Source organism: Pseudomonas sp. USHLN015 (assembly GCF_037153275.1).
GTDB lineage: Bacteria > Pseudomonadota > Gammaproteobacteria > Pseudomonadales > Pseudomonadaceae > Metapseudomonas > Metapseudomonas tohonis.
On the sequence record NZ_JBBCKP010000010.1, the window covers coordinates 124,329 to 137,199 of the forward strand.

Annotated in this window: 14 protein-coding genes; 9 read left to right on the forward strand and 5 right to left on the reverse strand. The window is 66.6% G+C overall.

All coding sequences use genetic code 11. The features are described 5' to 3' along the window. The first annotated feature begins 216 nt into the window (after positions 1-216). The 3 genes from WFQ67_RS20880 to WFQ67_RS20890 all read left to right on the forward strand — a co-directional run bounded on the left by WFQ67_RS20880 (position 217) and on the right by WFQ67_RS20890 (position 1,484). Entirely contained in the window at positions 217-426 is a 210-nt protein-coding gene (locus tag WFQ67_RS20880; RefSeq protein WP_021216916.1) for a cold-shock protein, read from the forward strand. Positions 427-526: 100 nt separating this feature from the next. Beyond that, the gene (locus WFQ67_RS20885; protein WP_173176478.1) at positions 527-703 is read left to right on the forward strand and encodes a hypothetical protein; all 177 of its coding nucleotides are present in this window, start codon (positions 527-529) and stop codon (positions 701-703) included. A 226-nt stretch (positions 704-929) separates the two neighbouring features. After that, entirely contained in the window at positions 930-1,484 is a 555-nt protein-coding gene (locus WFQ67_RS20890) for a magnesium transporter (RefSeq protein ID WP_337058070.1), read from the forward strand. Between the two features lie 11 nt (positions 1,485-1,495). On the opposite strand, the gene WFQ67_RS20895 is transcribed toward WFQ67_RS20890, so the two are convergent. Beyond that, positions 1,496-2,410, reverse strand: a complete 915-nt coding sequence (locus WFQ67_RS20895; RefSeq protein WP_337058071.1) for a LysR substrate-binding domain-containing protein — start codon at positions 2,408-2,410, stop codon at positions 1,496-1,498. 121 nt (positions 2,411-2,531) lie between these two features. Here WFQ67_RS20895 and WFQ67_RS20900 point away from each other — a divergent pair, with 121 nt between their 5' ends. The 3 genes from WFQ67_RS20900 to WFQ67_RS20910 all read left to right on the forward strand — a co-directional run bounded on the left by WFQ67_RS20900 (position 2,532) and on the right by WFQ67_RS20910 (position 4,602). Then, positions 2,532-3,467 carry a DMT family transporter gene (locus WFQ67_RS20900; protein WP_173176473.1) on the forward strand — a complete coding sequence of 312 codons (936 nt, stop codon included), beginning with the start codon at positions 2,532-2,534 and terminating at the stop codon, positions 3,465-3,467. Between the two features lie 77 nt (positions 3,468-3,544). Further along, positions 3,545-4,003, forward strand: coding sequence for a DUF4124 domain-containing protein (locus WFQ67_RS20905; protein ID WP_213628748.1), 459 nt, complete (start codon positions 3,545-3,547; stop codon positions 4,001-4,003). Positions 4,004-4,278: 275 nt separating this feature from the next. After that, positions 4,279-4,602: a hypothetical protein gene (locus tag WFQ67_RS20910; protein ID WP_213628747.1), complete on the forward strand. Its 324-nt coding sequence runs from the start codon at positions 4,279-4,281 to the stop codon at positions 4,600-4,602. Positions 4,603-4,768: 166 nt separating this feature from the next. On the opposite strand, the gene WFQ67_RS20915 is transcribed toward WFQ67_RS20910, so the two are convergent. Continuing rightward, the gene (locus tag WFQ67_RS20915; RefSeq protein ID WP_111260655.1) at positions 4,769-5,038 is read right to left on the reverse strand and encodes a DUF3509 domain-containing protein; all 270 of its coding nucleotides are present in this window, start codon (positions 5,036-5,038) and stop codon (positions 4,769-4,771) included. 190 nt (positions 5,039-5,228) lie between these two features. Then, positions 5,229-6,068: a CvfB family protein gene (locus WFQ67_RS20920; protein ID WP_111260654.1), complete on the reverse strand. Its 840-nt coding sequence runs from the start codon at positions 6,066-6,068 to the stop codon at positions 5,229-5,231. 256 nt (positions 6,069-6,324) lie between these two features. Here WFQ67_RS20920 and WFQ67_RS20925 point away from each other — a divergent pair, with 256 nt between their 5' ends. Both WFQ67_RS20925 and WFQ67_RS20930 read left to right on the forward strand, forming a co-directional pair. Then, the gene (locus WFQ67_RS20925; protein WP_213628746.1) at positions 6,325-8,664 is read left to right on the forward strand and encodes an LTA synthase family protein; all 2,340 of its coding nucleotides are present in this window, start codon (positions 6,325-6,327) and stop codon (positions 8,662-8,664) included. A 110-nt stretch (positions 8,665-8,774) separates the two neighbouring features. After that, positions 8,775-9,491, forward strand: coding sequence for an rRNA pseudouridine synthase (locus WFQ67_RS20930; RefSeq protein ID WP_213628745.1), 717 nt, complete (start codon positions 8,775-8,777; stop codon positions 9,489-9,491). A 189-nt stretch (positions 9,492-9,680) separates the two neighbouring features. Here WFQ67_RS20930 and WFQ67_RS20935 read toward each other — a convergent pair whose 3' ends face one another. Further along, the gene (locus WFQ67_RS20935) at positions 9,681-10,310 is read right to left on the reverse strand and encodes a TetR/AcrR family transcriptional regulator (protein ID WP_244862994.1); all 630 of its coding nucleotides are present in this window, start codon (positions 10,308-10,310) and stop codon (positions 9,681-9,683) included. A gap of 89 nt (positions 10,311-10,399) precedes the next feature. Between WFQ67_RS20935 and WFQ67_RS20940 the strand changes: the two genes are divergently transcribed. Then, on the forward strand, positions 10,400-11,506 hold the full coding sequence (locus WFQ67_RS20940) for a DUF2855 family protein (protein WP_337058072.1): 1,107 nt from the start codon (positions 10,400-10,402) through the stop codon (positions 11,504-11,506). Position 11,507: 1 nt separating this feature from the next. On the opposite strand, the gene WFQ67_RS20945 is transcribed toward WFQ67_RS20940, so the two are convergent. After that, entirely contained in the window at positions 11,508-12,797 is a 1,290-nt protein-coding gene (locus tag WFQ67_RS20945) for a phospholipase (protein ID WP_442969616.1), read from the reverse strand. Between the last annotated feature and the right edge of the window lie 74 nt (positions 12,798-12,871).

Below are 12,871 nucleotides of genomic sequence, written 5' to 3' on the forward strand. Positions count from 1 at the left end.
AGGGGAAGCGGGACGGCAGGCGACGAAAGCCTTTTGGCGAGATGCGAATAAAACTGTAGGCAATCCCCGCGAGGACGGGTATGGTGTTGCGCACTGTGCTGCATGTGTCACCGTAAATCGATCCACGGTTTCAACCCTTCGATTTATCCACTCTTTGCGCTCAGTCCGGCCTGGAAAGTTCCAACGCCGTGTCAACTTTGTTCAAGGAGTTTCAAAATGGCTGATCGTCAAACTGGCACCGTCAAGTGGTTCAACGATGAAAAAGGCTTCGGCTTCATCACCACCGATAACGGCCCGGACCTGTTCGTTCACTACCGCTCCATCCAGAGCGCCGGCTTCAAAAGCCTGAAGGAAGGCCAGAAGGTCTCCTTCATCGCCGTGCAAGGCCAGAAGGGCATGCAAGCCGACGAAGTACAAGTGATCTGATCACTGCCGTACAAGGAAACCGGCCTTCGGGCCGGTTTTTTTTTCAGGGTATTTTCTTCACCGCCGAGCCCTGCGGCACTGTCCTTGAAAAGGAGCCCCCATGCGTATCAAGAACTCCCACAGCAGCAAGCCCAAGCCCCCGCCCGCCGTCGAGACCAGCGAGTCGATCGCCGAGCAGGTCGCTGCCTTCCTGAAATCCGGTGGTGAAATCCAGAAGATCGCCAAGGGCGTCAGTGGCCAAGGCGCGCCGAGCCGCCACATCCGTATCGGCAAGTAACGCCCTTCCGCGCCCCCTGGCGAGTGAGCCCGCTCATTCGCCGGGCGCAGCTTCGACACCGCGCCATCCCCTCCCCGCCTGCATCCCCCCTTCGCCCGCTTCACCTCGCGCAACCGCCCGGCGGCGGCGCATCCCGCTCCTGCCCGCAGTATTAGACTGACTATCAGCGCCACAAGGACCGTCAGCCAACCAGGGGGCCAATCCACCGCGAAACCGGAGGTTTGCCATGAACCGCCACTACTACATCAGCGACGACCTCAATGACCTGGAAAAGGTCGAGACCGAACTCGAAGCCAGCGGCATCGATACCGAGCAAATCCACGTGCTCAGCGAACGTGACGCCGAGGTCGAGCGCCACCACCTCCACGATGTCTCTTCCCTGATGAAGAAGGACGTGGTCCATTCCGGGCTGGTCGGCAGCCTGATCGGCCTGGCCCTCGCGGCCCTGGTGGTCTGCGTCGCCTGGGCCAGCGGCTGGACCGAGACCCGCGCCGGCTGGATCCCCTTCCTGTTCCTCGCCGCCGCGCTGCTGGGCTTCAGCATCTGGGAAGGCAGCCTGCTCGGCATGCAGACGCCCAGCGCCGTGTTCAAGCGCTTCGAGCAGCGCCTGCACGAGGGCAAGCACGTGTTCTTCGTCGATGTGAAACCCACCCAGGAAGCCGTGCTGCAACAGGTGATCAGCCATCACCCGATGCTGCGGATGGCGGGAACCGGCAGCGCCCCGCCGGATTGGGCGATCGCCGTCCAGCACCGGCTGCATCGCCTGCGCAAGATGATCTGAAGACGCCGCGCTCAGAGGCCCGCCGCACTGCTCCGGGCTTCCGCCACCAGCCAGTCGATCAGGCGGCGCAGGCGCTCGCCGGGTGCGGCCTTGCGGCTCCAGGCCAGGCGGTATTCCCAGGGCGTGGCGATGCGATGGTCCGGCCCGAAGGGCAGCACCAGCCGCCCCTGGGCGATGTCGTCGCCTGCCAGCGCGGTGGAGCCCAGGGCGAACCCCTGGCCGGCGACCGCGCCCTGGATGGCATGGCCGATCAGCCCGAAGCGCATGCCCGCCGAAGCGTCCACCCCGGGGCCGACGTTGCTGTCGAACCAGTCGCCCCAGCTGGGAATGCTCAGGCGGGTGGCGCTCTTCCAGGTGGCATGGATCAGCCGTGCGCCCACCAGGTCCTCGGGGTGGCGCAGGGGATGCTGCTCCAGGTAGGCGGGGCTGCACACCGGGAAGAACGCCTCGCGGAACAGCAGCTCGCTGGAAGGCAGGCGGGTGCCGGCGGTGACGAAGCGGATCGCCAGGCTGGCTTCGCCGCGCTCCAGGTCCACCAGCTCTTCGGTGGCCTCCAGGCTCAGGGTGATGTCCGGGTTGGCGGCGGAGAACTGGTTGAGCCGCTTCATCAGCCAATGGGAGGCGATGGAAGGCGCGCAGCTGATGTGCACCGGCCCTTCGCGTTCGCCGCGCAGCTCATCGGCACCACGGGCCAGCAGCTCGAAGGCCTGGGAGACGGTGGCGGCCAGGCGCCGGCCGTTGTCGTTGAGGGTCACGGTATTGCGCGTGCGGTCGAACAGGCTGACGCCCAGCTCCTCTTCGAGCAGACGGATCTGCCGGCTGACCGCACCGGGGGTGACCGAGAGCTCCTGGGCGGCCTCGGTGAAATTGCGGCAGCGGGCCGCCACCTCGAAGGCGCGCAGGGCGATGAGCGAAGGCGTGCGCATGGGTTCTGCTTTGAGTTGAAGTCAAAGCATGATGACAAAACATCGTTTGAATGCAAGGTGGCGTGACGCGATCCTGCCCGCCTTGGCCGCGAGTCTGCGGCCCTGCCCTGCGAGACCGATGATGAAAGCCCGCCGCCTGCCCCTGGATCTGTTCGCCTGCAGCCTGATGCTGGTGCTGTGCCTGATCTGGGGGTTCCAGCAGGTGTCGATCAAGCTGGTGGACGATGACGTCTCCGCGATCATGCAGTTGGCGATCCGCTCCGGTGTCGCCGCCCTGGTGCTCGGCATCATCACCCTGTACCGCGAGGGCCGCGGCGCCTTCAGCGACGGCACGCTGCTGCCGGGCCTGGGCGTGGGACTGCTGTTCGCCCTGGAATTCCTCTTCATCTCCGAAGGCCTGGTGCGCAGCACCGCCTCGCACATCGGCGTGTTCCTCTACACCGCCCCGATCTTCGCCGCCCTCGGCCTGCACCTGATCCTGCCGGAGGAGCGCCTGTCGTCCCTGCAATGGCTGGGCGTGCTGGTGGCCTTCGGCGGCATCGCCCTCGCCTTCCTCGGCAACCCGGGGAACGACGCCGGCGCCACGCTGCTGGGCGACGCCATGGGTGTGATCGCCGCCATCGCCTGGGGCGCCACCACCGTGCTCATCCGGGGTTCCTCGCTGTCCGAAGCGGCACCGGTGAAGACCCTCTTCTACCAGCTCGCCGGCGCCGTGGTGCTGTTGCTCGCCGTGGCCTTCGCCACCGGCAAGACCCAGTTGCACCTGAGCGACCGGGCCCTGCTCAGCCTCGGTTTCCAGGTGGTGGTGGTGGCGCTGTTCAGCTACGTCGCCTGGTTCTGGCTGCTGCGCCGCTACCTCGCTTCGCGCCTGTCGATGCTGTCGTTCATGACGCCGCTGTTCGGTGTCGGCTTCGGCGTGCTGGTGCTGGGCGAGCCGCTGACCACCCCCTTCATGCTGGGCGCGCTGCTGGTGCTGGCCGGCCTGCTGCTGGTCAGCGGCGCCGAGCTCGTGCGTGATCGCCTGGCCCGGCGCAGGACGGCGGACGCCGGCACCTGAGCGACAAGGGCGCACTTTCGCGCGAACGGCCCGGCTGCTAGCCTGTCGGCCGTTTTGAACGAAGTGAGGGATGCACTTTGAGATCCACCCTGCTCGGCCTCTGCCTGCTGCCGGTCCTGGCACAGGCCCAGGTCTTCAAATGCGTCGGCAACGATGGCACCACCAGCTACTCCGCCGTGCCCTGCCCGGCCAGCGAAGGCCAGTCCATGCGCATCATCGAACCCGCACCGCCCTCCGGCGTGGCACCGCCTCCGGTGAACCTGCCGCAGGTCGACATCCAGGGCAGCGCCGAGCAGCCACGCCCGCGAAACGACGACGGCGGCGAAGATAACCGCTCATCGGCCCGAGGCTCGCGCGTCACCGTCATCGAGGACAGCGCCAGCCAGAGCCGCGACGCGCGGGTCAGCGAGATGCGCGAGAGAGCCGAGCGGGAAAAGCGCGAGAGCTATGACCGCGACTACGACCGCAAGCGCATGCAGCAGATGGAGCAGCAGATCCGCCAGTTGCAGGAGCGGAACAAGACCAACCCCCGCTGAAAGGTCGCCACAGGGCGGCTGATCGGCGGCACTCGGGAACCTTCCCCACCGCTCGCCAGTCAGTGAGTACGAGGCCGGCTGACCGACGGCCTCAAGCCTCGGGCCCAATACAGTCGCCGCTGGGGGCCCGAGGCTGTTCCCCTTCCCTGCGGCCTGTCATCTCCGCATACAGTTTCCCCACGCCGGGGCGTTCCACCGCGCGCCGTCCTGTTCGATCATGCCGCGCGTCCCAGGGCCACGCTCGACAGGCCCGGCCACCACGGAGTAGTACCCCGATGAAACCCGCCTCCCGCTTCACGTCCTTCGCCCTGGGCAGCGTCCTGATGCTGGCCCTGGGGGGTTGCGACCTCGCCGAAGAATCAGCCAACAAAATCGCCGACAAGGCCCAGCAAGCCGCCGAGAACGTCGCCCGCGAAGCCATCAGCGAAGCGGTGGAGCAGGTCAACAAGCAGGTGGACGAGGCGCAGAAATCCGCCAAGGACTGGCTCGGCAAGCCGCAACCGGGCCAGGAGCAGGAGCAGCCGCCGCAGCAGGCCGACAAGCGCGAGCCCGGCGAAGACGAACAGATGATGCCGCCGGTCCAGGGCGTCGAGACCTGATGGGACGGGAGGGCCGCTCGCGAGTGAGCCCGTCCGTGCGCTAGCGGCGCTGCGCGCCGTGGGCGACTGGAGCCGCCCCGGCATCACGGCCTTCTGCAATGCCGTGAACGCAGGCATAAAAAAACGGCCATCAACCCAGGCTGATGGCCGTTTTCGCTGCGGTAGATCAGGCGTTGAAGTAACGCGGCAGCGGCGTCTTGTGCAGGTTCTTCAGCGACTCCACCGGCGGCACTTCACCCAACTCCAGCGCCATGTCGCGCTTGATGGTGCTGATGGTCCACTCCAGTTGCTCGGCGACCTTCAGCGCAGGGACCACCCGCTGGAAACGGATGCCGTCTTTCTCCAGCGCCACCACATAGCCGCCGTCGGGGCGCAGCTGAGCGCTGAATTCATAATCCGGAAAGGCCTTGGCCAACTTCTTGATGTCGAGACCCATATCATTCACTCCCAATGAGCTTTTTTATCCTGAGGGGTTTCTTTGCAGCCGTCGTGCCAGCTCTTGGACAACGAAAACCCCAGATAAATCAATGGGTTGAGAATTTAACAAGACGCGAATTCCGTGCAAATTGCCCGATCGAGCGGTTTTCGACCGGGCAAAATGCAATGCGCAGCGCCAGGAGAAGGGCTCAGCCGACCAGCTCGATCCGGTCGTCATGGATGCGGATCAGGCCCTGCTTGTAGAGGCCGCCGATGGCCTTCTTGAAGTTGCCCTTGCTGACGCCGAACAGCCGCGAGATCACCTCCGGCGGGCTCTTGTCGCTGACGTCCAGGGCACCGCCCGCCTCGCGGAGCTTCTCCAGGATCTGCTCGTTGAGGCCGCTGGCCAGCTTCTCGCCCACCGGCTGCAGGCTGAGGGCGATCTTGCCGTCTGCGCGCACCTCGCGGATGAAGCCCTTCTCGCGCATGCCGCTGCGCAGGAACTTGAAGATCTCGTTGCGATGGATGAGGCCCCAGTGGCGGTCGTTGATGATGGCCTTGAAACCCATGTCGGTCTCGTCGGCCACCAGCAGCTCGACCTCCTGGCCGACGCTGTAGCGCGCCGGCGTGGTGTCGAGGTAGCGATCCAGGCGTGCGGTGGCGGTGATGCGGCGGGTGCGGCGATCCAGGTAGACGTGCACCACGCAATAGTCGCCGACCTGCAGCGGGCGCTTCTCTTCCGAATGCGGCAGCAGCAGATCCTTGGGCAGGCCCCAGTCGAGGAACAGGCCGATGCGGTTGATCTCCACCACCTTGAGGCTGGCGAAACCGCCGACCTGCACCTTGGGCTTCTGCGTGGTCGCGATCAGGCGGTCCTCGCTGTCCAGATAGACGAAGACATTGAGCCAGTCGCCGATCTCGGTGCCCTGGTCCTTGGGGATGTAGCGCTTGGGCAAGAGGATCTCGCCATCCTGGTCGCCGTCCAGGTACAGGCCGAATTCGGTGTGCTTCACCACCGGCAGGGAGTTGAATCGCCCGATCAGAGCCATCTTGCTTACCTCAATGAACAAGGCCGGCATTCTACAGGCCGCCGCCCAACCGGGCCATGCATGCCGTCCGCGACTCTTTTCCCGCCTTCCGTCGCCTCACCACCGAAACACCCTGGTGCACAGAATTCGCCTCGCGGCGGATTGTCTACTGGCCGTAAGCACAATGATGTTTCAGAATCATGTCCGCGACCGACCGTCGCCCATTTTTCTGTCCATCACCCCCATGGATTCTCGCTGCCTGATCTCAGGAGTTCCTGTGCGCCCTTCCAGCCGCCGGCTGCCTTCACCGCTTCACCTTCTGTCCCTTGGCGTTCTGTTCCTGATCATTCCGCTCGCCAGCCGCTGGTGGCTGGGCTGGAGCGACGGCTTCGGCTACCTGTCGGACCTGGCCATCGGCTCGCTGCTGATCGCGCTGCTCTACCGCCGCCCGCTGTGGCTGGCACTGCCGGTGATGGTCGCCTCCAGCCTGATCACCCTGGGCACCGCCGAACTGGTCGGCGCCGTCGGTCGCATGCCCGAGCCCAGCGACCTCAAGTACCTGATGGACCCGCAATTCGTCGGCCACTCGACCCAGGGCGGCGGCCTCACCTACCCCTGGCTGGCGATCGCGCTCGCCATCGCGCTGCTGGCCTGTGCCCTGCTCTGGCGCCGCCCCACGCAGCGCCCGGCGCGCGCCTGGCTCGCCCTGCCCATCGCCCTGCTGGCCGCCCACGCCGGCATCCAGTACCTGCACCCGAGCGAAGCCGAGCAGTGGCAGCAGTTCAACCTGCCGCACAAGCTGCTGGCCGGCGCCCTCAACAGCGGCCAGCTGGCGGTGGAGGACTGGCTCGACGGCGATCAGCCGGAAACCCCGCCGGACATCGCCGGCCTCGCCCGTCTCGACCTCTCCGGCACCTCGCTGCTGGCCGAGCCCGGCCGTGCGCGCAACGTGCTGGTGATCACCCTGGAAGGCATCCCCGGCGCCTACATCGCCGCCAATCGCGCGGCGATCAACAGCCGCTACCAGGAATCGCTGATGCCGCGCCTCAGCCAATGGGCCGAGCGCGCGATGACCACCCCGGACTACGTCCTGCACAGCCACCAGACCATCCGCGGCCTGTACTCGATGCTCTGCGGCGACTACAGCAAGCTCGACTCCGGCACGCCCAAGGGCCTGGAGTTGCTCAACAACCCCTCGCGGGCCAAGGACTGCCTGCCCGCCCAGTTGCACCAGCACGGGTTCGCCACCCACTTCCTGCAGGGCGCCGGGCTGCGCTTCATGGCCAAGGACAAGATCATGCCGCAGATGGGCTTCGACAAGACCCTCGGCCGTGACTGGTTCCGCAACAAGGCCTACCTGGAATTCCCCTGGGGTATGGACGACAAGGCCTTCTTCGAAGGCGCGCTGGGCTACGTGAAGCAGATCCGCCAGCAGAAGAAGCCGTGGATGCTCACCCTCCTCACCGTCGGCACCCACCAGCCCTACTCGGCTCCCGAGGAGTACCTGGCGCGTTACCCGGATGCCAAGAAGGCCGCCATCGCCTACCTCGACGACGCCGTCGACGCCTTCCTCACCGGCCTGGAAAAGCAGGGCGTGCTCAAGGACACCCTGGTGATCATCACCTCGGACGAATCCCATGGCATCGACAAGGTCCGCCTCGCCTCCGCCTGGGGCTTCAACCTGGTGCTGGCCCCGGAACAGGCCTCGCTGCCGCCGATCAAGAGCGGCGTGTACGGCCATGTCGACCTGACCGCCTCGATCCTCGACTACTTCGGCTACGAGGTGCCGCAGAACCTCTCCGGCCGCTCGCTGTTCCGCGACTACGAGAGCGGCCGCGAGATGATGTCCTACACCAACGGCATGCTGCGCCAGCACGACGGCCACGAGACCTTCACCGAGTGCGACTTCCAGCAGGTCTGCCGGCGCTACCGCAGCGAAGGCTTCATCGCCGACGAGGCGCGCTTCCTCGGGCGCTTCAGCGGCAAGCAGGCACGCCTGGTCAGCCAGCGCGCCGCGCTGCTCGACCAGTCGCTGATGGGCGGCACCCTCGGCCAGGAATACCAGTTCGCCACCCGCGAGCGCATCCGCCTCAAGGAAAAGGCCCGTGACGACTGGGCCGACAACCTGATCGGCGCCCAGTACCTGGAACTGCCGAAGAACAGCCGTACCCAGGTCCAGCTCACCATCAAGGTCCTGCGCATGGACCGCCAGGGCGCACGCCTGCAGCTCAAGACCAAGGAATTCGAGCGCGACGTGGCGCTGCCCATCCCCGAGATGCCGCGGCTGGTGCAGGGCAAGCCGGTGACCGTCGCCTTCGCCTTCGACAACCCCCAGGCACGCAAGGCCTTCTCCTTCCACCTGCTCGCCGAAGGCAAGGGCACCATCGAGATCACCGACTTCCGCGTGGTCACCGAGCCGCTGCCGGCGCCGGTCGAAGCGCTGGAGAATGGCGGCCAGGTCGCCGACTCCGCACCGCCGCGCCATCCGATTTCCAAGCTGATCGGCCTGTTCGCCAAGCAACCCGAGAACGGCGAGGGCAGCCTCGAGACGCCGCTGGAGGGTGCAGGCGACGCATTGCCCGAACCCGTTCGCGACCTGGAGATGCGCGTCCACTGACCGCCCCCTGGCGGGGCCTGCTCCCCGGGCCCGCCAGCAACCGACGCACAGTCCCGCTGCCCAGGGGCGGCAGCGGGTACAATGCGCACCCCACGTCCAGGTACTGCCCCATGAGCGAACCCATCCGCCTGTCCAAGCGTCTCGCCGAACTGTTGCCCTGCTCCCGCCGCGAGGCCGAGCTGTACATCGAGAACGGCTGGGTCAGCGTCGCCGGCCAGGTGGTGGAGGAGCCCCAGTTCAAGGTGCAGGACGAGAAGATCGAACTGCAGCCCGACGCCGTCGCCGCCACCGTCGAACCGGTCACCCTGCTGTTGCACAAGCCCGCCGGCTACGGCAGCGGCCAGGGCGCCAATTCCGTGCTGCAGCTGCTGGTGCCGGGCAACCTCAGCCCGGACCAGGCAGGCCGACGCCCGCTGAAGAAGCACTTCGTCCGCCAGAACCTGCTCACCCCGCTGGAGACCGACGCCAGCGGCCTGATGGTGTTCACCCAGAACTGGGGCGTGACCCGCCGCCTGGACCACGCCAACAAGCTGGAAGAGGAATTCATTGTCGAGGTCAGCGGGCAGATCGTCGAAAACGGCCTCAAGCGCCTGTGCCACGGCCTCGCCTACAAGGGCCAGCCGCTGCCGCCGATGAAGGTCAGCTGGCAGAACGAAACCCGCCTGCGCTTCGCCCTCAAGGGCTCCCAGCCCGGGCAGATCCGCCACATGTGCGAAGCGGTGGGCCTGAAGGTGGTATCGATGAAGCGCATCCGCATCGGTGGCGTGGCCATGGCCAAGCTGCAGCCGGGCCAGTGGCGCTACCTGAACCAGAACGAGAAGTTCTGAGCCTCAGGGCAACGCCGGCATCGCCTTGAGGGTCACCGCCCAGGCGCCCTTGACGTTGATATAGCCGAAGCGTGAGTCGTGGGCCTCGCTGGTGAACACCGCATTCCAGGCCGACACCGGGCCCACCCACCCCCTCGACACCTCAGGAGCGAGCGCTGCTCGCGAAGCCGTAGATTGCCCCGCTGAGCGCTACGCCTCATGCGCGAGACGGATGCAGCACAGCGCTTCCATCTGCAACAGCCAAGCCTCGACCTGGGCGCTGTCGAAGCGGGCGGTGAGGCTGTAGCGACGGCCGCCCCAGAGCGCGGTGAACAGTGCATTCACGGTTTCGGCCGAGGGCTGGCGTGGCAGGTCGGCGCAGGCGGCTATGGCCTCGCGCCATTTGCCCGAGAGCTCCTCGAATACCCGTTGCTGGTGCTTGGGCTCAGCGATGCGGTCCTCCAGCAGCAACAGGCCGGCATCGAAGAAGGGGCGGTGCTGCTCCTCCGCCTGGCCGCAGCTCAGCCGCACCAGACGGCGGACGCGGGTCTGCCAGTCGAGCCCGTTGGCCAGCACCACCTCGCGGTCCAGGCGTTGCAGCAACAGCTCCACATGGTGGCGCACGTAGCCCGAGAGCAAGGCTTCCTTGTTGGGGAAATAGTCGTAGAGCGTGCCGACGGCGACACCGGTCTCCAGGGCCACCGCACGGGTGGTGAGCCCCTCCCAGCCGCGCTGGCGCCATATCCGAACGAAAGCATCGTAGATGGCTTCCACAGTGAAGCGGGCACGGGCCTGGGTGGGGCGCTTGAGCGGCTTGTTACGGGGCCTGGTGGGTTCCACGGGTGCTGGTTTCCAAATCCGAACCCGCCTGGAGCGGGGCGTTGATAGCGTATCCACACCCCTTTCAACACCGAAGCAAGGAGCCTGAAATGAACAGCCCGGAAAACATAACACGCCTCCTAACCCGCAAGGATGCCCTCGACGAAACCCGTATCGACCAGGTCCCGGAAGACCTGCGCGCCGGCGAGGGCGAAGTGCTGCTGCGCATCGATCTCTGCGCCATCACCACCAATAACATCACCTACGCCGCCTTCGGCGACTCCATGCAGTACTGGAATTTCTTCCCCACCGGCATCGAGGGCTGGGGGCACATGCCGGTCTGGGGTTTCGCCGATGTGGTGGACTCGAACGTGCCGGGCATCGAACGCGGCGAACGCTTCTACGGTTACTACCCCATCGCCAGCCACCTGCGCATGCAGCCCGAACGGGTCAGCCCACGGGGTTTCTACGACGGCGCCGAGCACCGGCGCAGCCTGACCTCCGCTTACAACCAGTACACCCGCTGCAGTTGGGACGGCTACTACAAGACGGAAACCGAGGCGCTGCAGATCCTGCTCAAGCCGCTGTTCCTCACCTCCGCGATGCTGGCCGACTTCCTCGATGACAACGGCCTGTTCGGGGCGGGCCAGGTGGTGTTCTCCAGCGCCTCCAGCAAGACCGCCTACGGCACCGCCAGTTGCCTGGCCCAGCAGCACCCGAGGCTGCGCCTGGTGGCACTGACCTCACCACGCAACCGCACCTTCGTCGATGGCCTCGGCTGCTATGCACAGAGCTGCGACTACGCGCAGCTGGAAAGTCTGGATGGCACCCAGCCAACGCTCTACGTGGATTTCTCCGGCGACCTGGCTCTGCGCGAGCGGGTCCACCGCCACTTCGGCAACGCCTTGGTACATAGCTGCTTCGCCGGCTCCGCACAGACGCCGGAAGCCAATGTGCTCGGCTGCCCGGTAGGGCCGATGCCATCGTTCTTCTTCGCCCCGGTGCAGATCCGCAAGCGCAACGCCGAGTGGGGCCCGCAGCGGGTCGGCGCCTATATCGGCGACGGCTTGCTGGCGTTCTATCGCCAGGTCAGCAAGGGCCAGGCACCGGCCCTGCGCGTGGTCGAGAGCAACGGCATGGCGGCCGCCCGAGAGGTGATCAGCAACCTGTTCCACGGCCGGGTGGCCGCGGACGAAGGCCATGTGATCCGCCTCTAGGTCAGGGGCTGCGCAGGGTGGTGCGCACCAGGTTGCGGCTGTGGCCGGAGAAGTGCCGGATCAGCTGCACCAGCACCGCATCCAGCTCGGGATCGCTGGCTGGCGGCTTGAGCTGGTTGCCCTGGCTGAAGTCCGCCCCCGGCTGCCCCTTGGCCAGCCAGGCGCCGATACGCTCGTCGAAACCATCGGCAGCGTCATAGGCCTCGAGGGACACCACATCGCGCAGGTAGCCCAGGTCGAACGGCGGGTAGTCGCCATCCACCGAGCGGTCACGGTAGGCGGCCAGCAGCGGGCTGTCGTTGCTGCCCTCGCGCAGCAGGCGGCGCAGCCAGTCGGCCTGGTATTTCTCCACCTCGGTGTGGCGGGTGGCGACACGTTCGATGGCCGCTTCCTTGTCGGCGGTAAGGCCGAGCGCGGCCTTGATCGCCGTCCACATCAGCGTCGCGGTGTTCTCTCCCGGCAGGGCCTTGGAATGGTAGGGCTGGGTCAGGTCCTGGACGTAATGCAGTGCCCAGCCGAGGAAGCGATAGCCCCAGTAGTCGTGCCCGCTCTCGAAGGCGAAGCGCGCCAGGCCCAGGTACTGCTGCACGCGCATCTCCGGGTAGGTGCGGGCGAGGAAGGGCGCGGCGCGGTAGATCAGCGCCGACTCGTGGTAGTAGCCGATATGGAACGGCGCCTGGGAGGAGTATTCGAAGCGCGCGTCGCCGAAGGGCTGGGTGCCGAAGCCATAGCGCGCGCCCACCTCCCCCGGGTTGTCGCTGAACAGGTTGATGTCGTGGCCGTAGTCCGGCTCGTCCGCCGCGCTGGCCAGCACCGCCAGCGGGTTGAGGCGCTCGCCCGGCTCGACGGCGATGAAGCGCCACTCGTTCCACAGGTTGAGCTTGCGGAACACCAGCACCTGCTCGGCGCCGAGGAAGCGGTGGTCCGGCAGCTGCAGGCCCGGCAGGGCCTGGACGAAGCTGGCCAGGCGGATCTCCGGGTTCACCCGCAACGCCATGAGGAACGCACGGCGACGGTCCCCCGTGGAGCCGGGCAGCCAGCGCAGGTCATCGGGCCGGGCCGGATAGCCGGGGAAGTGCTCCCGCGCGAAGGCTTCCTGCTCATCCAGCAACTGCTCCAGCGCCACGCCCTCGGCGGCGAGGAAGGCCTCCAGGGTCTCAACCTGCACAGGCTCCGCCTGACGCAGCTCCTCGAGGTCGGCCAACGCCAGCCAGGTGCCGAGGGAGTGGTTGGACCAGGCCAGCAACGTAGCGGGGGCGCAGGCGATCAGGCAGGACAAGGCGAGCAGCAGGCGTTTCATCGGGGCTCCGTGAACAGGGGCGCCGTCTTCCGCGGCGCTTGTCATCGAAGGGTAACAATCCGGGG